The following is a 23,149-nucleotide window of genomic DNA, read 5'->3' on the forward strand; positions in this document are numbered from 1 at the left end:
ATGGAGGCGAAGCGCCTCAAGGAGCCATGTCCGGTGTTTCACGCGATAGTGTCCATTAAAAAATGATGGACACTATTTTCCCGGAACCGGAGCCCGCTGCACAGACGGTTTAAATGTGACGCTTACAGATGAGAAACGGTTAAGAAAGCAAGATCGTGCAGATGGAAAGCATGTGAGATCTGCAGCGTCAGGCAAAAGCATGTTCCCTTTTGCCTGACAGGCTTATAAAGATCCGGATTGAAGGCTTACGCAGCATTCACATTGCTGGCGCGCATAATAATGTTAATAATCTCATCCTGATCCGCTTCCGCCAGGTTCGGATGCACCGGTAAACACAACACCTGCTGAGAAATTTGACTGGCCACCGGCAAATTTGAAGGAGCCGATGATTCATAGCCTTTGTACATCGGGAAATCGGAGATGAGCGGATAAAAATACCGTCTGACATAAATATTTTGGCTTTTGAAGTGATGATACAGTTCATCACGCGTCATCGGGAATAATCCCGCGTGAACAAAGACCGGGCAATTCGCATAGTTCCAGTCGGTTTCATCAACGAGCGGTAGTAGCGTAAGTCCGTGTATATGCCCTAATGCCTGCTGATATTTTTCGTAGATGACTTTACGCTTAGCCAGCGCTGAATCCACATGCTTCAGCTGGAGTAATCCAAATGCCGCCTGAACTTCATTCATTTTGCCATTGATACCCGGCGCAACCACCGTGGTTTCATCGGCAAAGCCAAAATTCTTTAAATAATCAATACGTCGTTTGATTTTTTCATTTGGGCAGATAATGGCGCCGCCTTCAAACGTGTTAAATACCTTTGTCGCATGGAAGCTTAAAACAGAAAGATCGCCGTGATTCACGGATACTGACGTTTTTTTGTTTAACACCAAAACAGTGCGCGGCATCGTAGATGACTTTCAGACCGTAGTTGTCGGCAATACGTTGAATGCGTTCGACATCGCAGGGAATGCCATAGCAGTGAACGGGTAAAATTGCACTGGTGGTAGGCGTGATGGCGGATTCGATTTTTTCAGGATCGATATTGCAGGTAACAGGATCAATATCGACGAATATGGGTTTTATGCCGTTCCATAATAAGGAATGGGATGTCGCGACGAAAGAATAGGGAGTGGTAATCACCTCCCCCGTTATTCTGAGCGCCTCTAGCGCCGTCACCAGCGCCAGGGTACCGTTCGCGAACAAACTGAGGTGCTCGACACCGAGATAATCGGCAAGGGCCCGTTCCAGCTCCTGGTGATACGGACCACCATTTGTGAGCTGTTTACTGTCCCAGATACGTTCTAAATAAGGCAGGAACTCTTCCAGGGGCGGCAGAAGAGGACTTGTCACCAGCACATTTGATGAGGGTTTGTTTATCTTCATCGGATAACTTCCTGACCTTAAATAATTGTTGAATGCGTACAGGGCTTTTATCTGGCGCGCTGTCTCTGCACGTCATTTATGCCTGAGTGGCTTCAGATAACGCCTGTATCCGGCCGAAAAGTGTCATAAGCGCGTCCTGGTTTACCTCGTTATACGCTTTTTCTTTCAATGGCTGACTGAGCGTGTCACTCAGCGACGTATCAGCACAAAGCGTTGCGATAGCCTCTTTCCAGGCGTTCGGGTTATGTTTTACTCTCCAGCCGGGAACGGACTCACCGAATGTAGGATGATCGCTATACATCGCCGGTATCCCCATTACCGCTAACTGCATGAGTACGTTGTTATCTTTGTAACGGTTTTCATCATTGTTGCAGCGCGGAAGCACGGCGATATCGGCGTCACAATGCAGCAACTGCGCGACCAGGCGGGCCTCAGTCTGAAAACGGTAAGTTTCCCTGATATAAGGCAGCCATTCCGGCGGACAATGTCCAATGACAATCCAGTCAAGCTTTTCCGCACTTGCCGTTATCGCTGGAGTCAGTAATTCATAATCTTTCTTCCTGAGATCGTATGTGAAACACACGACACGGCATTTGTCTTTTTTCTGCTTAACCCTATCCTGACAGGGCTGCACTAAAACATTAGGAAGAATAACGACAGGTTTATGGCGCTTTTTGAGCCAATTGGCCAGTGCATCGCTGTACGTTAGCCAGTTATCGATAAAATTATCTTCAATTAATTTTTTATATTTCCGCGCATTCGGATCGTCCTGAATAAGATAATGAACACGACAGGTTATGGCGTTTTTGAGTTGCCTGATTGTCTGGCAGGCGAGATCCGTCAGTTCGCCGCTGATAACGAGCTCGTCAGGATGATGCCGCAATAATTCTGGCGCGGAGGGTATCTGTTCAAGAAGCACGCTTTTGACGCCACCGGCATTCATCAGCCTGTCCAGCGCGATGATAAATCGCTGCACGCCAGTATTATTCTGATCCTGCGCGATAAAAATGACGGTGCGTGTTTCGCCAGGTTTGAGCGGGTTCCAGCCCGTGACTAACGTGCTGTCTGCGGTAAAAAGGGTTCTGTTCAGGCTTAAATTTTTATTATAAGCCGGATCATCTGCCAGAACAGGGAGCCAGGCGTGATAGAAACGGTCAAGTTCCTGTGAAGGCGACAACGCATATTGTGGCGGAAAGTCCGTCACGGCTTCCTGTTTTGCTACAACGCTGTAAGGTGTGCATATTGCCCGACCGCCCTGCTGAACCAGTCGCAGATTCAGGTCCAGTCTGGCCAGCAGAGGTTGTGTATAAGCCGTATCAAATCCACCGACCTCCAGCCATCTGTCTTTTCTGATTAACAGACAGTCTGTGGCCAACGTCGAATAACTACAGTCGCTTTGATAGCGTGACAGGTAGCCTGCATTGCCCCATCTTTCGGCATAACCAACGGGGAAGGACAGGCCCCTGACCCCAAGAATTTCTCCGGCACATAAGATCTGACTGTCCAGGTTGATAATATGAGGCGCGACGCAGACAACATCATGCCGAAGGGCATGACATGCCAGCGCCTCCAGCCAGCCGCGGCTGACAAATAAAACACGGGGATCCAACAACAGCAGAAACTCGCCTTCTGCCTGCCCTACTGCCTCATTAATCGCCGCTTCCTGGGTTTGGCTGCCATGACTTTTCAGGATGTTGATGTTAACCGACGCTGTTGACAAATTTGTCGTCAGCCAGGCCGTGATGGCCTCAGAGGTCGCCGGCGTCACAATAACAATCAACTGGCATACCGGTTGATGGGTTTGTTCAAATAACGTAGTGATGCAACACTGCAGTTGATGGATATCTGTGCCAGCGACAAGTATGATGCTGAGCGAAATAACCGGCTCCGTGCTGTATTTTAACCGCCACGGCTTACCCGGCTGGTGCTCCACTACACCCTGGCTGAAGCCCTGCTGCTGAAGATAAGATTGCAACACAGCATGTTCCTGCTGCAGATCCTGTGCCACACAGCTGTTCAGAGGCGTCACGGTAAAGACCTCTGAAACATGACCAAACACGTTGCTATCGCGCGTAGCTAACAGTCGCGTAATCGCATCCAGCTCATAGCACGCGGATAAATCAGCATTAAACCCGCCGATAGCCATCAAGGCGTTTCGCGCGAAGATCCCGCGCTTAAGGTAGAGTGAAGGCTGACTCAGAAAAAGGTCCGGGCAAAATGCAGGCTTAAAATGAGGATGAATTTTCCCTTCCTTGTCAGAGAGGCCTTCATCCGCGTAAACAAAGGCGCATCCCGTTCTGCTGTGCAAGGCCTCAGCAAGGAGTCGTAAACTTTCCGCTGTAAACTGACACCCGGCAGGAACGACGTATATCCAGTCGTAAACGTTCTGCTCCAGATGACAATTAATTTCATTCAGCCACACATCAGACCGAATCTGAAAGACACGATCGTCAGAAACGTGGCACGTTTCCTGCGGCGTCGCCAGTAAAACGGTGCATCCTGTTACCTGATCTAACTGAGGCAATAAGGCATTCAGCGTCGAGGTCCTGTCCGCTTCGCTGCCTGGCTGGACGGCAATCAGCATTCTGAGGAGTGGCAGTGATGAAGGACTCTGCACCTCTTCAGCAGGAGCCGGAAGTTGCCGCTTATACAGCCAGTCATTCAAAGCGTGTCGCTTATCCTGCGCGGCACGTTGTTCGGCCTTTTCTTGTGTCAACGTAACGAAGTTTTCAAACTGTTGCTGACTTCGCGCGCGTCGGACCAGAAAATAGTCTCGCATCTTCCATAAATTCTGGCGCTCGGTATCAATAGCTTCCTGGGTGTTTTCCCAGCAAAATCCAGCGCCACCGTTGTCACGCAAGGTTTCCTGCGTAATGGCATACTTTTCATAACCCGGTGCGGTTAACGCAACTACAGGACTTCCGCATAAAATCGCCATTGCGCAGGTGCCCGAGGACTCATACGAATAAAATACGCGCGTACGCTTGAGCACAACGGCAAGTTCTTTCAGCGTCAATGGGTTTGCCATGGACAAGATTTTGGTATCCGCGGGTAGCTGGCTGAAATCAACGACCGACTCAGGCACACGATTCAGGTAGAGGATATTCAGGTCTTTCTGCGGGTTGTCGTCACAAAATAATTGCAGATCAAAGGATTCGATTCCCAATATTTGTGGGTCAACGGCTTTTTCAGCAAACTCATTGCGGTACCAGAAAAATAAATCATCCGGTCCTTCATGGATCCGGTTATTCATGATCACGCCTTCCCGGTTCAGCATATAGCGAACACATACGGGCGCGGAAAGAGGATTACCCGATACGATTTCAGGGTAAATGGCAATCCAGGGTTGCCCGCTGTTTTGAATAACTTTCCAGTCTTCACTGTTTATCACCGGCGTATTCCATTCTGGATTCACGCGGCAATTAACCATCCAGGCTTTACCGCCCTGTTCATTAATCATGTGACAGAGCTGATGGATAACCTGAACGCCGGATGAAGATTCGATGTAATCCGGTGCCAGAAGTAAGTAAGGAAAGGTGAACCCACGCATAACAGCCTCTTTTTCTACAGGCGCGACAATGAAAAGCTGGCGTTGCCTGAACGTTGTGTGTCTCTATGGAGACGTTATGTCCGGTCATGTAACGACGGCGTCATCATCAGGACGACGCGCCGCCACTGTCTCAGGCAGAAAGCCAACCTCTCTGCCATTCGTTTAATCCCTGCTCCCTCAGGTACCAGTCCTGATGGACCGCCGCGCGAAGTTGATCGCCCAGACGACGAGTGGCATCCATATCCGCAAGGTGCGCGCGTATAGCGCCCATCCAGTCTTTAAAGCGGTTTTCAACGAGCGTGACGGGCAGGCCACAACGATAGGGTTCGATACTGGTGGCAATGATCGGCACGCCACAGGTGCCGATCTCCAGTAACCGCAAATTACTTTTGCATTCATTGAACTGGTTGACTTCGAGCGGCACCAGCGCCAGATCCAGGTTCAGGCTGGCCTGCTTTTCGGGGTACATATCAAACGGCACGCCAGTGTGGAACTCACAGTGCACGCCCCGCGGTTTCATTCCCATGAAAACCCATTCAACCTTGTCTTCCAGCTCCTTGATAAGCGGCAGCAAAATTTGCAGGTCACCGGCATGTGTACTGCCGCCCGCCCAGCCGATACGCACTTTACGCCCCACGCCGCGCTGGCTGGTCAAATGGCCCCACTGACCTTCTGCGAGACGGTTCTGTGCAATGCGGATGTCATGATGGAAACGGCTGTAGGCATCCGCTAACGGTGCGGTTGACACAACCACCCAGTCCGCGCACTCCATTACTTTGCGAAGATTTTTGACAATCTGTTTAGGGAACTGGTTACGGTTGCCATTTTTTACCGGTACGTTGAGCAGGTAGTCGTCGTACTCAACCACAATTTTGGCATCGCAGACGTCGCTATATTGCGCCATGACCGACGGGAAACGACCGCCACTCAGCGACTCCAGCACAATAATATCAGGCTGTAAAAGTGCGACTTCCATTACGCCGGGAATTTGCTGAGTGAGTCCGCCCTCAAGCAGCAACTGACTTTCCATGGCCTTGAACGGTTGCAGGATGCGGTGATTGCCACATCCCTGCCAGTCGACATGGTGTGCGAGCACGACAGGCAGTGGCCTGCCCGGCAGCGGCTGCTGAAAACGCGCCGTCCCTGCACCCAGCGTAAACGGTTTACCTGCCCGCTGCATCAGCGGATGGTTACTGGGATCCTTTAACAGCGTGGCGCGCCACTGCTGGCGAAGCCGACTATAGTCATGCTGAAACGGCCTTTCCTGTACGTTGAACTTTTCTGGCATCAACCGCGTTGCACCGCCCATATGGCGAACACGCGACCACGGCGTCCAGACGTTTAAGTAACCTTGTTGCTGCGCACGTAACCCCAAATCGACATCCGCGAAGTAAAGCGGGAAATCGTTCTCAGCAAAGCCACCCAGACTAAAGAACACGTCTTTGCGGACCATCATGCAGGACGCACTCACTGCAGCAAGATTGTGCTCCGTTTGCAGATAGCTCTGGAAACCTCTGGCATGTTCCTGCATCCCTTCCCACGGACTGTCAACGCCGTTCTGTACACCCAGCAGATAACCACCGTGCTGAACCCGGCCATCGTGGTATTCAAGGCGCGCCCCGACTAATGCGACCTCTGGCCGCAGTGCATGCTCCAGCAGCGCATCCAGCCAGTCAGGTTGCGTAATCTGGCAGTCGTTATCCAGGAACAACAGGACGTCGCCCTTCGCCTGCTCTGCCGCGCGATTATGCATGGCGGCGAAATTAAACGGCGCGTCGTAACGCAGTACCTTAATCTGTTCGATATTGAGTTTGTCGAGATCGTTGAGAAAGGTACAGGCCTGCGCATCCACGGACTGATTGTCGACGATCAGTAATTCATAATAGGGATAACGCGTTTTCTCCATCAACGTATCGATGCAGGCACGGAGTAAGGCGGCATGGTCACGCGTGGAGACGATAATGGAAATGAGAGGCTGCGTGTCCCACTGATAGCGCACCCGTGCAAAACCGGGATTCACGCCGGCATCAAGTGACACTTTTATCCCTAAACGCTGTAAATGCGCCTCGACAACGCGCCGATAGCAGGCTTCACAGGACTGCGCTTCATGCCAGCGCCCGTTCTCTTTTTGGCCTCTGACTACGACATCTGACACATGTCCAAGCGCGCCCGGTCCCTGATTTTCAATGCAACGCCACAGCCATTCATACATGATCAGAGTATTGACGGCATCCTCGCCCTTCCCCGCCGCCTGCACTTTCCGGCGGTCAAACAGCAACGTGCGGCCTACGTAAGGCGTACTTCTTAACAGATCGATATTGGGATCGGGACGAAGAATCGCTCCCGGCTCATTCATATCATCATTAAAGGTTTCATCGACATACCACACAGCCGTTTCCGGGCGTCGCAAACGCTGCTCTGCCAGCAACAGCAACGCGTCAGGCAAAAGCTCATCCCCTGCCATCACCAGCAGCAGCGCGGCTGGCCCGGTTTGGTGATAAACGACCTCGTTAAGTTCAGCGACCCAGCCTGAGGCACAGGCGCTTATCGTCCCCTCATTTAACGCAATGTCGACATCGCTCAGTAACATGACCGTCGCGGGCGGCAATGTTTGCTGCCTGACGGCGGCAAGGGAACGTTCACAGGCTGCGGCATCGCCGTTTTCATCAATGATCACGATCCCGATGTCGCCACTTTCGGGCACAGACTGAATAAATGACTGTAATGCTGCGCGTCGGGCTTCGGTAATTGACCTGTCTTTCAGCCACTGCTCAATAGAGTAATTTTTATCGGCCCAGGACAGGACGGACTGTCTGTGAAAGCGTAACGCATGTTGCGCCGGGTCATCCATGGACCAGCGTTTGGGCGCAGGGAGCTGGCTGAGGATAGTCTGGATCGCAGCAGGCATCGTCCATTTATCGCCAAAGCGGCCCTGGTTCGCCCGGCTCCATGCCACGGCTTCACTGAAACCACGTTTGAGTGCGGCGATCCATTCCTCCGTCTCCGGGCAAAACTGCAGATTCACCACGGTAAAATGCGATTGTTCAAACTCCTGAAGGTTATGCGCGTTCAGATAACCTTCCACGCCGGTTGTAGACGCTAAAAATACCGGAATACCCAGTATTAATGCCTTGGCCACAATTTCATCGCCACCCATGACCATATCGTAGTTATCCAGCCACTCAGGCTCAATCCGACTCACAGGCTGGCTACAGTCGAACCATTCCAGCGTAATGGACTGACTTTTCAGTTGCTGTTGCAGCTCATACATTTCGGCGGAAATATCCGGGGCGTAATAAAGTATTCGCTTGAGCGCGGTGCGGGCATTACGAGATGGATAGCAACTGAATGCGGAGGGAACGGTAAACGGCAAAACAGCGATCTGACTGGATAGCAGTCCGTTTTGCAGCAAACGTTCTGACACCACAGGTGACAAACTCAATGACAGGGAGGCGAGCTGATTTTCCAGCTCAGCGCCCCACGGCATATAAATATCATGATAATCATAAAAGTGGCGGAAAATTACCGGGGCCGTGCCTGTTAACGTTTCCAGCACGGGTAACAATTTTTGTGCAATAAAACCCTTATAGACCCAGACGAGGCTATAAGCATCAGCGAGCGTGCCTTGCTTATCACTGATAATGCGGAAAGCCGGGTTGGATTTGTACTTTTCCAGTTCAAACGACAGCGTTTTACCATAGGTACTGGTGACAATATCCACCTGCCATCCCCAGGGTAAAAAAACATCAATGATATCGAGCGCCTCATTCACGTGAAGAGAAAACTGCTCAACTCGGTCAATGCTTATTAAAAGCCTGTTCATCTGACATCCTCTGGTTGTGCATAGCACTATCCTGCACGTAAGTACCTTACCTGTTTCAGACTATTGTAAATTTTTGGGTATTAATTTAGGGCGGGAAAAGCTACAGCAAAGCGGGCTAATTAGACCGATTAAGAAAAAACGCCCTCATTTCTGAGAGCGCTTTTAATCTGACGGGCTGTGCGGCGATTAACGCAGCAGAGACAGCATGGTCTGTGGCACCTGGTTGGCCTGTGCCAATACAGAAGAACCGGCCTGCTGCAGGATCTGCGCGCGGGACATGTTCGACACTTCCGTCGCGTAGTCCGCATCCTGAATACGGCTGCGGGCAGCGGTCAGGTTGGTCACGGTGTTGTTCAGGTTGCTGATGGTGGACTCAAAACGGTTCTGAGACGCACCCAGCAGGCTGCGCTGGTTGTCAACGGCTTTGATCGCCTTGTCAATGTCAGCCAGCGGTGTGGTACCTGCTGCAGTACCGCCAGTACCGCCGGTTACTGCGCCTTTCAGCACGTCGAAACCGATAGCTGAAGTGGTACGCGCGTTACCGTTAACGGTCTGACCGGTTGTTGAGCTGGTGTTCTGAGTGGTGCCAGACTGGCCCGCTGCTGCCAGGTCGAAGCCGTCGCTTGAGCTGATGGTGATACCGATGGTTTCGCCGTCTTTTGCGCCAACCTGGAAGTTATAAGTGGTGCTGCCTGAACCGGTGTTCAGAACTTTGATGCCGTTGAAATCGGTCTGCTTGGTGACGCGGTCGATTTCCTGCATACGCTGGTTAACTTCAGCCTGGATTGAGTCGATGTCAGATGCTGAGTTAGAGCTGTTCTGCGCCTGAACGGTCAGGTCACGTACACGCTGCAGATTGTTGTTCACTTCAGTCAGGGCGCCTTCAGCCGTCTGCGACAGAGAGATACCGTCGTTGGCGTTACGGGCTGCAACGGTCAGGCCGTTGATGTTAGAGCTGAAGCGGTTAGCGATAGCTTCGCCGGCTGCATCGTCTTTTGCGCTGTTGATACGCAGGCCAGAAGACAGGCGCTCAATTGCAGTACCCAGAGAAGACTGTGACTTGCTCAGGTTGTTCTGGGTAACCAGCGACAGGGTGTTAGTGTTAATCACTGCCATGATGTTTTTCCTTTAAAAAATTGAGCCATATTAGGCGTCTGAATTCGGCTAGCTTACCGACAACCTGATTATCGTCAGCCCTCGTTCAACCTTTAGAAAAAAAATTCAGTAATTTTTCGCCAGCCAAATCCGGGAAGACAATTAAAGAAAGGGGTTTTATTCAGCCATCAATTTTTTCAAAAACAGGCTAATCTTTTGCCACTCGCTGCCGATACCCATTTCACTTAACGTAAACTCGTAAAGGATTAAAGCATGGCAAGTGTAAGTTCACTCGGTGCTGGTACGAACCTCGACCTGAATACTCTCTACAGCAGCATGGAATCCGCTGAGCAGACTAAACTGACGCCTATTACTAAGCAGCAGGCGTCCTATAACGCTCAGCTTACCGCCTGGGGCGTGGTGAAAACCGGCCTGTCAAAATTGCAGACCGCGGCGGCGGCATTGCAAAATGCCTCGACGATTGCGGCTACGAAAGTCACCAGCACGAATACCGCTTTCACTGCCACGCTGGCGAGCAAAGCCTCCGCCGGTAACTATTCTATTGAGGTTACTCAACTCGCCTCTTCGCAATCGCTGCTGTCAAAATCAGCCAGCAGTAAAGATACCGATTTAGGTGATCAGAGCCTGGCATCTCGCACGATTACGATTTCCCAGTCTGGGCAGAAATCGCCGCTCACGGTAACACTGAGCAAAGATCAAACCAGCCTGTCTGATATTCGCGATGCGATTAATAAACAGCAAGGCAGCGTAAACGCCAGTATTATTAAAGCAGACGATAATACCTATTATCTGTCTCTGACTGCACGCGACAGTGGCACAGCGAATGCGATGACGGTCAGTACGGACGACGGCACGCTGTCCCAGTATATTAATAACAGTTCGGGTGGCAGCAGCAACGCGATGACCGAACAGGTTGCCGCTAAAGATGCGCAGTTAAAAATTAACGGCGTGTCCATCACCCGCAGCAGCAATACCGTCACGGACGCGCCTGAAGGTGTCACGCTCAACCTGACGAAAACCACCGCTGCAAATACACCGGAAACGCTGACCGTCGCCACAGACAATCAGCCAATGACAGCGGCAATCCAGGCTTACGTGGATGCCTACAATTCCCTGCAAACTACCATCGGTAACCAGACGAAATACACGGCGGTGAAAGCGGGTGAGTCGCAAAGTTCCGGTAACGGCGATCTGTTGGGTGATAATACCTTACGTAACATCCAGACCAGCCTGCGCAGTCAACTGTCCAGCGGACAAGCCAGCGGAAACCTGACCAGTCTGTCACAACTAGGGATCACGCAGGACGTTAACGGCAAGCTGACTGTGGACAGCACCAAACTGGACAAAGCCCTGACCAATCAACCGACAGATGTCCTGAACTTTCTGACGGGTGACGGTAAAACAACCGGGTTTGCCACACAGGCAAATAACAAACTGACGCAGATACTGGCCAGTGACGGACAGGTACAAAATGCCACTAACGGCATTAATACCTCACTGAAAAAACTGTACGATCAGTACGACGAAGTAAACAGCCAGATTGCGGCGACTATGGCGCGTTACAAAACACAGTTTACCAGTCTGTCTACCCTGGTCAGCTCCATGACCCAGACCGGTAACTATTTGACCCAGCAGTTCGCCAAACTATAACAGGAGTGGTAAGCATGTACGCTAAGTCCGGTATTCAGGCCTATGCGCAGGTAGGTGTGGAAAGCGCCGTATTAAGCGCCAGCCCACATCAGCTGGTCGTGCTGCTTTTTGATGGCGCCCTGAGCGCCATGAAAAAAGCTGCCATTTTAATTGAGCAAGGCGATATTCCCGGTAAAGGTAACGCCTTATCTAAGGCCATTAATATCATTACTAACGGGCTGCGCGCAGGCCTGAACCATGAGGTTGGCGGTAAAATTTCCGCTAATCTCGACGATCTGTATGAATATATGACCCGTCGTCTGTTACAGACTAACCTGAACAACGACCTTGAGGCCATTACGGAAGTCGAAGGCTTGCTCAATAATATTGCGGATGCGTGGAAACAGATTGGCCCTAATTACCAGCCACAGCATGATACCTTTTAATGAGTCATCCACCCGAGCTGCTAAAAGGATATCAACACTTACTCACGCTCAGTAATGCCATGCTGGAAAATGCCCGGCAGGGACAATGGGATGAGTTGCTTAGTTGCGAATCAACTTACGTTAGTAGCGTCGAGCGTGTTGCGCGTGATAACGATGCCAGTGCGCTGTCCGCATTACAGCGGGCACAAATTCGCCCGGTACTTGAGCAAATTCTGAAGAATGAAACCACGCTGAAGACGTTGCTGGGTGAACGTATGAGCGAACTGCGCTCGCTGGTCACGACCTCAACGCAGCAACACAACATTGTCTCTTCTTACGGCAAGATGGCGGGTAATATCCTTTACCCAAAAGACCAGTAAAGGCCGACTTATGCGGGTAAAACTCTTTTTTTAGTTTACCCGCGTAATTTCTTCACTCTTATCCCATACTTCCAGTTCCCTCTCCTCTGACTGGACGTTTGTCATGCACAACCCAACCCTTTTGCAGTTTTTCCACTGGTATTATCCCGATGGCAGCACGCTGTGGCCGGAAGTCGCAGAAAAAGCGGCCCTGCTTAATGACATCGGCATCAACATGGTCTGGCTGCCCCCTTGCTATAAAGGCGAGTCCGGTGGTTACTCGGTGGGTTATGACAGCTACGATCTCTTCGATTTAGGCGAGTTTGAGCAAAAAGGCAGCGTCGCCACCAAATATGGTGATAAGCAGCAGTTGCTGGCTGCCGTCAATGCGCTGCGCAGCCACAACATTGGCGTGCTGCTGGATGTGGTTCTCAACCATAAAATGGGCGCGGACGAGAAAGAACAGGTGAGCGTAAATCGCGTTAACCCGGATAATCGTGATGAAATTTATCCCGAGGTCGTGGAATGCGAAGCCTGGACAAAGTTTACGTTTCCGGCGCGGGCAGGCGAATACTCGACATTCATCTGGGATCATAAGTGTTTTAGCGGGGTCGACCATATTGAAGTTAGGTAACTTTGATTATCTGATGGGCGCCAATGTTGATTTCCGCAATAAGGCGGTGAGCGAAGAACTCAAATACTGGGCGCGCTGGGTCATGGAGCAGGTCCCCTGCACCGGCTTTCGTCTGGACGCGGTAAAACATATCCCGGCCTGGTTTTACAAAGACTGGATCGAACATATTCAGGACGTCGCTAACGAACCGCTGTTTATTGCGGCGGAATACTGGTCCTTTGAAACCGAAAAGTTGCAGGAATATATCAATCAGGTGGAAGGCAAAACGCTGCTGTTTGACGCCCCGCTGCATATGAATTTTCATCAGGCGTCTAAAGCCGGCAGCGATTATGACCTGAGCAAAATTTTTGATAACTCGTTGGTATTAGCCGACCCGTGGCATGCCGTGACTATCGTGGCCAACCACGACACACAGCCGCTGCAGTCTCTGGAAGCGCCCGTTGAAGCCTGGTTTAAGCCGCTGGCTTATGCGCTGATTCTGTTGCGCGAGCAAGGCGTTCCGACCATTTTTTATCCGGACCTGTTCGGTGCCCACTATGAGGATGAAGGCGGAGACGGTGAAATGCATCAGGTCGATATGCCGGTCATTCCTGAACTCGAAGGGCTGATTCGTGCCCGTCAGCAATTTGGCTGGGGCGCGCAAACCGATTACTTCGACCATCCTAACTGCGTCGCGTTCAGCCGCAGCGGAACCGCTGAAAAGCCGGGCTGTATTGTGATCATGTCGAATGGCGAAGCGGGGGAAAAACAGATTTCAATGGGAGAAGGATATGCCGGGAAAGTATGGTATGACTATCTGGGACATCAATCCTATACCGTTACGACGGACGACGCCGGCAGCGCCGTGTTTCGCTGTAATGCAGGCAGCGTGAGTGTCTGGGTTGTTGAGGCATAAAACCACAGGTCCGCTGCTTTTTCTGGCGCGGTAACAGCCTGCGCATCAGCGCAAAGCGGTCCTTAAGACCGCTTTGCGTCATTTATTTGTTCAGAACCGGACGCATAATCTCAGGTTCGATATTCTGAATCACATCCACACCGGGATGTTGGGCCGCTTCCTGTAAAGCTTTCTGGCATTCCACCGTGGGTCGATCGACCTTACGCAACGTAAGCCCGTCGTAATCCAGCTCACCGCCATCCAGATCCAGTGTCATGATGCGTAACTGACGCGTAACATTGACATAATCGCCATTCAGCTGCGTCAATTTGCCTGGCTTCGCAATGACTCGTTGCCACTGCCGGCAATCCAGCGTACTGCCGTCCGCGTTGATAATCAGACTCCCAATCGCCTTGTCGCTAATCAGGTTACTCTGCGGCCCAACCGTCTGCCAGTTGCCTTGTAAATTTGCCGGGGCCGGCGTTTGCACCGCACTTTGATAACTGTTTATTTGTGCGCAGCCACTCAGCGCCAGTGTAGCAATCAGCATCCAGTTTTTCATCTTTGATCCCTAAATCCGGTTAATGGCGGCTACGTTATAATTTTTACCGCCAGATGTGCAAGATATCTGAGGGATGAAATCAACGTAAAGCGCGCTTTTCCTGGATTCATCACGCACCGGGTGATGTTTATTCCCTTCCCTGCCCGCTTTTATCGCTGTGAATGAACCTGTCCACTCCGGCCTGACAAGGGAGGCACAACAGGCTACACTGTCGCCCTGCATTACATCTCAGAGATTTGTCATGAAAACTCCAGAAGCTTATTATGCCCAGGCACGCCAAATGTTCTTCACTGCCCATGCCGATTTTCAGGCCGCACTCGATGAACTGACCGAACAGGATGCCCGTGCCGCCAATATGTCCCTGCGTGAATTGCGCGAGTGGCACGCCGAACGCATTTATGCCGCCTTTTTACGCCAGAAAAATCTTGATGGTATGATTTTTTCGATTCAACTGGCAGAGCCGGATAAAGCCGTCGCCGCCGAAGCCATCGAAGCCTATCTCCGATCGCATGCCGAATCTCTGGGAATGAGTTGGGAAGAATTTTGTATTAAGAACGAGCTCTAGCTATACCTCAGCTGTGCGGACAGGAAGAATAACGGCGATGGCGTTGCGCAGCGTCGTGACAACAAACGGTTAATGCCCCTGATACGGCCTCGCTGGCGGCAGAAAACCCCTCTGCCGCCAGCGTTAGCGATCACTCTTCTTGTTCGAGCTTTCCCCTCACCTCAACATACTTAGCCACGGCCAGTAATCGGTTGAGGTGCGTGAGCAACAGATCAATATCAGACTGCATGAACTCTGATGAGGAACGCGATGCCGTGACAATGGCATCCTGCACCGTCTCAGAAATCGTTAACGCATTATCTTGTTTCGCCTGGACTAATAAAGCGGCAACCAGCAATGACTGCGCTTCGACCTGAGCAGTCAGTTCCTTTGCATCGACATCCATTTTTGCCAGTTTAAGCAGAATATCAATAACCAATTGTCGCATTGCACTTCTCCCGGTGAGTGAGCGCATATATCGTTAAGAGCGCCCTCAGAGTAAACCAGATAAAAATGCTTTTCTACGCGGGACCTAAAAAACGGATTCATGCAAACATCAGCTTGATACTGTTTTTATTTACAGTAAAATGGCAACGCGATTTTGCCCTGAAGGGATGGTTATTATGTTTGTAGAGTTAATTTACGATAAGCGTAATGTCGTGGGCCTGCCAGGGGCGCGCGACATGATATTGGCAGAGCTTCAAAAGCGTGTGCATCGTGTTTTTCCTGACATCGAGGTCAAGGTGAAACCGATGGAACGTAACGCGATAGAAACCGACCTCAGCAAGAATGATAAAGCCACTGTCGCGCGTCTGGTGGACGAAATGTTTGATGAAGCCGAGTTTTGGCTGGTGGCGGATTAATCTGTTAATCGCCACCCCTCAGTTAGCGGGAGATACCTTAACTCTCCTGCTCACTGTGGTTGATTTCAATTTCAATATCCTGAATGGCTTTCTCCAGATCTTCCAGCAACGTTCCCTGCTTATTCAGTAATGCGTCAATACGGGCCGCATTCCCTTCATCCTTGTATTCACCGGCATCAAAGGCTAACCAATGGGCGGAAAGCGTCTCAGTGTTCGTTTGCGCATAGTGGCGCATTTCTTTCAACTGGGATGCCACGTCACGCAGATAATCGGTTTTGCTTTTGGTTTCGATTGAATCACTCATGCTGTGTTTCCTTTTGGTTGTTTTTCCAATGAAAATATCGTCTGGAGATTTAAAGGTAGGACAATATAGCGGTTTTGCATTAGGAATAATCGGAAGTCACTTTTACAGGACATGGCTTCTCGCCGTGGTCAGGCGGAAAACGGCGGTGTCATACCCCGTCCTTACGTGATGATAAATATGCTGACGGGTCTCCGCTCACAGCTTTGTTGTGCTGGTCTAGACTTAGAGGACGACAAAGAGGAGCAAACGATGCACAACCAAAGTAACGATAAACGTAAGCATGAAGGCGATGTCAGCAAAGGATTACCCGAAGCCGCACCTAATGCGGGAAATGCCTACGAGGAAGATGATCATCCCGCAAACGATGCACCGAAAGATCACGGTGAAGTGCCCAGAAAAAATGATGACAGTCAGGATGATAAAAAGGATCCTTTCAAAGCATCATGACATGTCACCGTCTGCCCACTTAACCGGGGCAGACGGTGATCTGCACCATGCTTTGAAGCCGGTGCAGCCATTATAAAGAGCGGTCCGCACTCCGGCCCGGCCACCGAAGATAGTTCGTCGTCCTCTCATCGTGCCCGAATCCCGGTTTACCGGCGCAACGCCTACGAGTGCGCTAATTTCTCGTCTCGTTAGTTTCCCTAACTCCGGAACCTCGGCCAGCAATGCGGCAATGGTCATGGTGCCGATACCTTTGATGCTACTCAATCGTTCAGACAGCTCTCTGAAGTGATTCCCGATGTGGTTCTTCATATCATCATCAACTCGCGTAAGCTCATCTTCCAGCGCTTTGATGATGATATTAATACTTTTTCTGCTTTGAGGGTGGGCTAAGTACAACCGGTTGCGCTCAGCGACCTGCATAGCAATCAACTGCCGTCTACGAACGACCATCGCATTGAGAACCTGCCGTTCTGCGTCTGGCAGAGCCCGGATAAAACGATCCCGTTCCGGATGACGATTAATAACCTCGGCCATCTGTGCAAGTGCCTTCGCATCAATACGATCAGTCTTTGCCAGATATCCCATAGCACGTGCAAAGTCACGTGCCTGCCTTGGGTTGACTATAGCGATCTCAAAACCTGCCGCCTGAAGCGCGCAGGCTACGGCAGCCTCAAGTCCTCCGGTGGCTTCCATCAACACAAGTTCAACATCACGCTTGCGCAGCTCGGCAATGATGAGATCAAAGCCGTCAGCGTCATTGCATACAGAAAATTGCTCAATAGCGCTACTGGCAGCAAGATCCAGAGTTGCTTTCGAAACATCGATACCTACACAGAGTGGACTTGGCAGACTCATTATTACCCATCCTTGCAAATGCGTTATGGAGTACGGACAACTGTTTGGGTTTCAGATGAGTGGCTCAGTTCATGCGCTAATAGCTTCGGGACGGGCTTCAAAACCCCAGGGGAAAACGTGCTACATGAACCTTGCCAAATCTAACCATAGTTAAGGTAATCAAATTTCAATATACAAGGAGAATAAACACCGACAGGTAGATGTCTGAAGTAAAGGGATGATGAGGCAGGTTGTGGTGCGATAATCGCGTCTCAGACGCTGCCCTGACAGGCCCAACTCGGCTACCGCGCGCGGCTGGCATGGCCTGAACGCATCAGGAAAGGTTATCAGGTGTACGATTGCATCGTTGAACACGTATAAAGCAACAAGAAGGTGCTTTTGGTAAAGCCACATTCTGTGTCGCTCTTGTCCCAACTCAACGCCGCCAGGCATATACCTGATAATAAAGACCCGTTTTCCCGACTACACCTGCATGTTCATGATGTCGGTATAGGCCGAAACCAGCTTGTTCCTGACCTGAATCCCCATCTGCATGGAGATAGACGATTTTTGCAGATCGACCATCACATCGTTTAAAGCGACACCGGGTTTCCCCATTTCGAACGCCTGCGCCTGGCTACGGGCGGTGGTCTGGGTTTCGCTGATTTTGTCCAGAGCGGCCTTCATGGTCGCGCCAAAATCGATATGGCTGTTGACCTCATCGCTTTTGTTATTGGCCTGAAGCGAGGTCATCTGTAACTGCTGTAAAACACCGTCGATTGCCTGAATTGACATGGTTGCTACCTCATTAAAAAAGATGAAGATTTTTTACGTGGGGAGAAGTTAACACATTGTCAATAAGACAAAGCCGCTAAATGACGCTAAAAACCGTGGCTTATTCACCCATCGAATTTTGCGTTTCATCAAATAATGCCAGGCATTGAAGTAGAAATTTTATTTAAGCAGGTCAGGGAGTCTGTTTTGCCATCACAACTAACCCGGTCAATTACGTCAGGCAGGAATCGGTCATGAATGCGAGTGCAGCCGCCACACAAAATGAAGAAACGAAAGGCTTTGGTGACCTTCTCGCTCGCCTGCGTGCCAATCCACGTATTCCGTTAATCGTCGCAGCCGCAGCCGCTATCGCTGTGGTTTTTTCGTTGGTGCTCTGGGCCAAAACACCGAACTACAGCGTATTGTTCAGCAACCTGTCCAATGAGGACGGGGGTGCCATTGTCACGCAGTTGACGCAAATGAATGTCCCTTATCGTTTCGCGGATAACGGCGGTGCATTAATGGTGCCGGAAGATAAGGTGCATGAGCTGCGCCTGCGTCTGGCTGAACAGGGTCTGCCAAAAGGTGGCAACGTCGGTTTTGAACTGCTGGATAAAGAGAAGTTCGGTATCAGCCAGTTCAGCGAGCAGGTGAACTACCAGCGCGCACTGGAAGGCGAGCTGGCACGTACTATCGAATCTCTTGGGCCGGTGAAAACGGCGCGCGTCCATCTGGCGATGCCTAAACCAACCCTGTTCGTACGTGAGCAAAAAGCGCCCTCCGCGTCTGTGACGTTAACTCTGCAGCCAGGCCGTGCGCTGGATGAAGGTCAGATTCAGGCCATCACGCACATGGTTTCCAGCAGCGTGGCCGGTTTACCGCCGGGGAACGTGACCGTAGTCGATCAGAGCGGTCATCTGTTAACCCGTTCTGACGCAGTAGGCCGTGATCTGAACGATGCACAGCTGAAATATGCCGCCGAAGTCGAAGCGCGTTACCAGCAACGTATCGAAGCGATCCTTAACCCGATTCTGGGCCAGGGCAATGTCCATGCGCAGGTAACGGCACAGATTAACTTCGATACCAGTGAACAGACGGATGAGAAGTACCAGCCGAACGGCGATCCGAAAAACGCGTCTATTCGCTCTCAGCAGACCAGCACCAGCGAGCAGACGGGCAGCCCTTATCCGGGCGGCGTACCGGGCGCACTGTCTAACCAGCCTGCGCCAGCCAATACGGCCCCGATCAATACGGCCAATAACAATGCTGCCAATGGCCAGAATGCCAATGGTCAGAACAATGAGGCCAATGGTCAACGGACCAGCACAGCCTCTACCAGCAGTGTACCGACCAACTCGCGCCGTGATGATACGGTGAACTATGAGCTGGATCGTACCATTCGTCATACCAAGATGAATGTGGGTGACGTGCAGCGCCTGTCTGTTGCCGTGGTGGTGAACTATCGCGAAGACGATAAAGGCAAAGCGATTGCGCTGAATGAGCAGCAGCTGAAGCAGATTGAAAACCTGACGCGCGAAGCCATGGGCTATTCACAGACACGTGGCGACACTGTCAACGTGGTGAACTCGCAGTTTAATACCACCGAGCCTGTATCAACTGAACTGCCCTTCTGGCAACAGCAGTCGTTCTTTAATCAGCTGATTAATGCAGGTAAATGGCTGTTGGTTGCGCTGGTGGCGTTCATCCTGTATCGCAAAATGGTGCGTCCGCATGTTCTGCGTAAGAAAGCCGCAGAGCAGGCCGCTGCAGAAGCTCAGGCTGCCCGTGCTGCTCAGCAGAACGATCAGGAAGCTTACAGCGTCCAGCTCAGCAAAGATGAACTTGAGCAGGAACGTAAATCTAATAACCGCATGAGCGCTGAAGTCATGAGCCAGCGTATCCGCGACATGTCTGAAAACGATCCGCGCGTTGTTGCGCTGGTGATTCGCGAATGGATGAGTAACGAACTATGAGTCTGACCGGTACTGAAAAAAGCGCCATTCTGATGATGACCATTGGTGAAGAACGCGCGGCGGAAGTCTTTAAGCACCTGAACCAGCGTGAGGTTCAGCATCTGAGTGCCGCGATGGCCAGCATGCGTCAGGTCTCGCATAAGCAACTGACCGAAGTGCTGCGTGAGTTTGAAGGCGATGCCGAGCAGTTCGCGGCACTGAGCCTCAACTCGAACGATTACCTGCGCTCCGTGCTGACCCGGGCGTTGGGTGAAGAGCGTGCGTCAAGCCTGCTGGAAGATATCCTTGAAACCCGCGATACCACCAGTGGTATGGAAACGCTCAACTTCATGGAACCGCAGGCCGCAGCCGATCTGATTCGCGACGAGCATCCACAGATCATCGCGACTATCCTGGTCCACCTGAAACGTGGTCAGGCTGCCGATATTCTGGCCTTGTTTGATGAGCGCCTGCGTCATGACGTCATGCTGCGTATTGCTACCTTCGGTGGTGTGCAGCCGGCAGCGCTGGCAGAACTGACCGAAGTCCTGAACAGCCTGCTCGACGGTACCAACCTCAAGCGTGCGAAGATGGGCGGCGTGAGAACAGCGGCCGAAATTATCAACCTGATGAAAACGCAGCAGGAAGAAGCGGTTATCGAAGCGGTACGCGACTTCGATGGCGAACTGGCACAGAAAATTATCGACGAGATGTTCCTGTTCGAAAACCTGGTGGAAGTGGACGACCGCAGTATCCAGCGTCTGTTGCAGGAAGTGGAATCCGAGCAGTTGCTGATCGCCCTGAAAGGTGCCGAGCAGCCGCTGCGCGAGAAGTTCCTCAAAAACATGTCAGCCCGTGCGGCCGATATCCTGCGCGACGATTTGGCCAACCGTGGTCCGGTACGTATGTCTGCAGTAGAGAACGAACAGAAAGCGATCCTGCTGGTGGTGCGTCGTCTGGCAGAGTCCGGCGAGATGGTAATCGGTGGCGGCGAGGAAACCTATGTCTGATGCATTTTCCGCCCGCCCCTGGCAACTGTGGCAGCCTGTAGAACTGGGGCGTCCTGAAGAGCCCGCGACGATTCAGGGTGAACCCGCAATCGAATTCTTCGAATCAGAAGAAGACGAACAGCAACAGCAGTTTGAGCAGATGCAGCAGCAGTTGCGTAAAGAAGCCCACGGTCAAGGCTACAGCGAAGGCCATCAGCAGGGGTTTAATGAAGGTCAGAAAGCCGGCTATGACGCGGGCTTTCAGCAAGGCCTTGCTGATGCGCAGCAACAGCAGGCTCCCTTACAGGCGCGAATGCAGCAGCTGGTGACGGAATTTCAAAATACGCTGGAATCGCTGGACAGCGTCATTGCTGCCCGCCTGATGCAGCTGGCTCTGGAAGCCGCGCGTTCGGTGATTGGTCAGGCCACCACGGTGGATGGCAGTGCGTTGCTGCGCCAGATTCAGGGCTTACTGCAGCAGGAGCCCATGTTTAGCGGTAAGCCGCAGCTTCGGGTGCATCCTGATGACCTGCTGAGGATTGAACAAACACTGGGGCCAACGCTTGATCTGCACGGCTGGCGTTTACTGGCTGACAATACACTGCACCCCGGCGGCTGCAAGCTCAGTGCCGAAGACGGCGATCTTGACGCGAGCGTGGCAACCCGCTGGCAGGAACTGTGCCGTCTTGCCGCACCTGGAGAGTTTTAATGACCACTCGTCTGAACCGCTGGCTGGGCTCGCTTGATGCCTTCGAAAGTCGTATTGCGCAGGTGCAACCTGTTCGTCGCTATGGACGGCTGACGCGTGCCACCGGCCTGGTTCTCGAAGCAACCGGCCTGCAGTTGCCGCTCGGTTCGACCTGTGTGATTGAACGTAATGACGGTAAAACGATTAGCGAAATTGAAAGCGAAGTCGTGGGCTTCAACGGTCAGAAACTGTTGATGATGCCGCTGGAAGAAGTGGACGGCATTCTGCCCGGCGCGCGCGTTTATGCCCGTACCACCGGCGATAACCCTCATTCAGGTAAACAGCTGCTGCTGGGGCCACAGCTGTTAGGCCGGGTGCTTGATGGCAGCGGCCGCCCACTGGATGGCTTGCCTTCCCCGGAAACGGGCTACCGTGCCCCATTGAACACACCGCCGTTTAACCCTTTACAGCGCACGCCCATTACCGATGTGCTGGACACCGGCGTTCGGGCGATTAACGCCCTGCTCACCGTTGGCCGGGGACAACGTATGGGCTTGTTCGCCGGATCAGGCGTGGGTAAAAGTGTGCTGCTCGGCATGATGGCGCGCTATACCCTGGCCGATGTGATCGTGGTGGGCTTAATCGGTGAACGTGGCCGTGAAGTTAAAGACTTTATTGAAAACATCTTAGGTGCTGAAGGCCGCGCCCGTTCGGTCGTCATCGCCGCGCCGGCAGATGTCTCACCGCTACTGCGTCTGCAGGGTGCCGCTTACGCCACGCGCATTGCGGAAGATTTCCGCGATCGCGGTAAACATATTTTATTAATCATGGATTCGCTGACACGTTATGCCATGGCGCAACGTGAAATCGCGCTGGCGATTGGTGAGCCGCCGGCCACCAAAGGTTATCCACCTTCCGTATTTGCCAAACTGCCCGCCCTGGTTGAACGCGCGGGTAACGGCATCGATGGCGGCGGCTCGATCACGGCGTTTTATACCGTGCTGACCGAAGGCGACGATCAGCAGGACCCGATTGCTGACTCTGCGCGTGCCATCCTTGACGGCCACATTGTGCTGTCACGTCGTCTGGCCGAAGCCGGCCATTATCCGGCGATTGATATTGAAGCCTCAATCAGTCGTGCCATGACGTCACTGATTGATGAAAACCATTATGCACGCGTGCGCCAGTTCAAACAGTTGCTCTCGAGTTTCCAGCGCAACCGGGATCTGGTCAGCGTCGGTGCCTATGCCGCCGGTAGCGATCCGATGCTGGACAAAGCCATTCAGCTTTATCCGCAGATGGAAGCCTTCCTGCAACAAGGCATTTTTGAGCGCAGTGAGTACGACGATGCCTGCCTGCATTTACATGCATTGTTCGGTTAATTCGCGCGTTT

17 protein-coding genes and 3 pseudogenes are annotated in these 23,149 nt (G+C 52.0%); 11 read left to right on the plus strand and 9 right to left on the minus strand.

What is annotated here, in order from left to right; all coding sequences use genetic code 11:
• Window positions 1-245: 245 nt before the first annotated feature.
• The 4 genes and pseudogenes from F7Q90_RS10920 to F7Q90_RS10935 all read right to left on the minus strand — a co-directional run bounded on the left by F7Q90_RS10920 (window position 246) and on the right by F7Q90_RS10935 (window position 9,878).
• Window positions 246-1,389, minus strand: a pseudogene (locus tag F7Q90_RS10920) (DegT/DnrJ/EryC1/StrS family aminotransferase).
• A gap of 76 nt (window positions 1,390-1,465) precedes the next feature.
• Complete coding sequence (locus tag F7Q90_RS10925; RefSeq protein ID WP_006119480.1) at window positions 1,466-4,939, minus strand: glycosyltransferase family 2 protein; 3,474 nt, start codon at window positions 4,937-4,939, stop codon at window positions 1,466-1,468.
• A 130-nt stretch (window positions 4,940-5,069) separates the two neighbouring features.
• Window positions 5,070-8,762: a glycosyltransferase gene (locus F7Q90_RS10930; protein ID WP_006119481.1), complete on the minus strand. Its 3,693-nt coding sequence runs from the start codon at window positions 8,760-8,762 to the stop codon at window positions 5,070-5,072.
• Window positions 8,763-8,948: 186 nt separating this feature from the next.
• The gene (locus tag F7Q90_RS10935; protein WP_006119482.1) at window positions 8,949-9,878 is read right to left on the minus strand and encodes a flagellin N-terminal helical domain-containing protein; all 930 of its coding nucleotides are present in this window, start codon (window positions 9,876-9,878) and stop codon (window positions 8,949-8,951) included.
• Between the two features lie 252 nt (window positions 9,879-10,130).
• Between F7Q90_RS10935 and fliD the strand changes: the two genes are divergently transcribed.
• The 4 genes and pseudogenes from fliD (at window position 10,131) to amyA (ending at window position 13,820) form a co-directional block, all read left to right on the plus strand.
• Window positions 10,131-11,528 carry a flagellar filament capping protein FliD gene (gene fliD, locus F7Q90_RS10940; RefSeq protein ID WP_006119483.1) on the plus strand — a complete coding sequence of 466 codons (1,398 nt, stop codon included), beginning with the start codon at window positions 10,131-10,133 and terminating at the stop codon, window positions 11,526-11,528.
• Between the two features lie 14 nt (window positions 11,529-11,542).
• The gene (gene fliS, locus F7Q90_RS10945; protein WP_006119484.1) at window positions 11,543-11,953 is read left to right on the plus strand and encodes a flagellar export chaperone FliS; all 411 of its coding nucleotides are present in this window, start codon (window positions 11,543-11,545) and stop codon (window positions 11,951-11,953) included.
• Window positions 11,953-12,312, plus strand: coding sequence for a flagellar protein FliT (gene fliT, locus F7Q90_RS10950; protein ID WP_006119486.1), 360 nt, complete (start codon window positions 11,953-11,955; stop codon window positions 12,310-12,312). The genes fliS and fliT overlap by 1 nt, the downstream gene beginning before the upstream one ends.
• A gap of 103 nt (window positions 12,313-12,415) precedes the next feature.
• Window positions 12,416-13,820, plus strand: a pseudogene (gene amyA, locus F7Q90_RS10955) (alpha-amylase).
• An 82-nt stretch (window positions 13,821-13,902) separates the two neighbouring features.
• Here the strand turns inward: amyA and yedD are convergent.
• Window positions 13,903-14,361: a lipoprotein YedD gene (gene yedD / locus F7Q90_RS10960; protein ID WP_006119487.1), complete on the minus strand. Its 459-nt coding sequence runs from the start codon at window positions 14,359-14,361 to the stop codon at window positions 13,903-13,905.
• Between the two features lie 241 nt (window positions 14,362-14,602).
• On the opposite strand from yedD, the gene F7Q90_RS10965 reads away from it, so the two are divergent.
• Window positions 14,603-14,926 carry a DUF6388 family protein gene (locus F7Q90_RS10965; protein WP_006119488.1) on the plus strand — a complete coding sequence of 108 codons (324 nt, stop codon included), beginning with the start codon at window positions 14,603-14,605 and terminating at the stop codon, window positions 14,924-14,926.
• Window positions 14,927-15,056: 130 nt separating this feature from the next.
• Here the strand turns inward: F7Q90_RS10965 and iraP are convergent, their stop codons facing one another.
• Window positions 15,057-15,353 carry an anti-adapter protein IraP gene (gene iraP / locus F7Q90_RS10970; protein ID WP_006119490.1) on the minus strand — a complete coding sequence of 99 codons (297 nt, stop codon included), beginning with the start codon at window positions 15,351-15,353 and terminating at the stop codon, window positions 15,057-15,059.
• A gap of 175 nt (window positions 15,354-15,528) precedes the next feature.
• Here iraP and F7Q90_RS10975 point away from each other — a divergent pair, with 175 nt between their 5' ends.
• Window positions 15,529-15,768 (plus strand): DinI-like family protein, encoded by a 240-nt coding sequence (locus F7Q90_RS10975; protein WP_006119492.1) that lies wholly within the window; start codon window positions 15,529-15,531, stop codon window positions 15,766-15,768.
• A gap of 37 nt (window positions 15,769-15,805) precedes the next feature.
• Here F7Q90_RS10975 and F7Q90_RS10980 read toward each other — a convergent pair whose 3' ends face one another.
• Window positions 15,806-16,072: a hypothetical protein gene (locus F7Q90_RS10980; protein WP_006119493.1), complete on the minus strand. Its 267-nt coding sequence runs from the start codon at window positions 16,070-16,072 to the stop codon at window positions 15,806-15,808.
• Window positions 16,073-16,321: 249 nt separating this feature from the next.
• On the opposite strand from F7Q90_RS10980, the gene F7Q90_RS10985 reads away from it, so the two are divergent.
• The gene (locus tag F7Q90_RS10985) at window positions 16,322-16,519 is read left to right on the plus strand and encodes a hypothetical protein (RefSeq protein WP_006119494.1); all 198 of its coding nucleotides are present in this window, start codon (window positions 16,322-16,324) and stop codon (window positions 16,517-16,519) included.
• Window positions 16,520-16,591: 72 nt separating this feature from the next.
• Here F7Q90_RS10985 and F7Q90_RS10990 read toward each other — a convergent pair.
• Both F7Q90_RS10990 and fliE read right to left on the minus strand, forming a co-directional pair.
• Window positions 16,592-17,374, minus strand: a pseudogene (locus F7Q90_RS10990) (IS110 family RNA-guided transposase); the annotation flags it as partial.
• Window positions 17,375-17,836: 462 nt separating this feature from the next.
• Window positions 17,837-18,148, minus strand: a complete 312-nt coding sequence (gene fliE, locus F7Q90_RS10995; RefSeq protein ID WP_006119561.1) for a flagellar hook-basal body complex protein FliE — start codon at window positions 18,146-18,148, stop codon at window positions 17,837-17,839.
• 233 nt (window positions 18,149-18,381) lie between these two features.
• Here fliE and fliF point away from each other — a divergent pair, with 233 nt between their 5' ends.
• Genes fliF through fliI form a run of 4 tightly spaced genes read left to right on the plus strand, consistent with a single transcriptional unit; the run spans window position 18,382 to window position 23,138 of the window.
• Window positions 18,382-20,100 (plus strand): flagellar basal-body MS-ring/collar protein FliF, encoded by a 1,719-nt coding sequence (gene fliF, locus F7Q90_RS11000; protein WP_006119563.1) that lies wholly within the window; start codon window positions 18,382-18,384, stop codon window positions 20,098-20,100.
• Window positions 20,097-21,089 carry a flagellar motor switch protein FliG gene (fliG, locus tag F7Q90_RS11005; RefSeq protein ID WP_006119564.1) on the plus strand — a complete coding sequence of 331 codons (993 nt, stop codon included), beginning with the start codon at window positions 20,097-20,099 and terminating at the stop codon, window positions 21,087-21,089. Before fliF ends, fliG begins: the two co-directional genes overlap by 4 nt.
• Window positions 21,082-21,777: a flagellar assembly protein FliH gene (gene fliH, locus F7Q90_RS11010; protein ID WP_006119565.1), complete on the plus strand. Its 696-nt coding sequence runs from the start codon at window positions 21,082-21,084 to the stop codon at window positions 21,775-21,777. Before fliG ends, fliH begins: the two co-directional genes overlap by 8 nt.
• Complete coding sequence (gene fliI / locus F7Q90_RS11015) at window positions 21,777-23,138, plus strand: flagellar protein export ATPase FliI (protein WP_006119566.1); 1,362 nt, start codon at window positions 21,777-21,779, stop codon at window positions 23,136-23,138. Before fliH ends, fliI begins: the two co-directional genes overlap by 1 nt.
• Window positions 23,139-23,149 lie beyond the last annotated feature (11 nt).

This window comes from Pantoea stewartii subsp. stewartii (genome assembly GCF_008801695.1).
Lineage (GTDB): Bacteria > Pseudomonadota > Gammaproteobacteria > Enterobacterales > Enterobacteriaceae > Pantoea > Pantoea stewartii.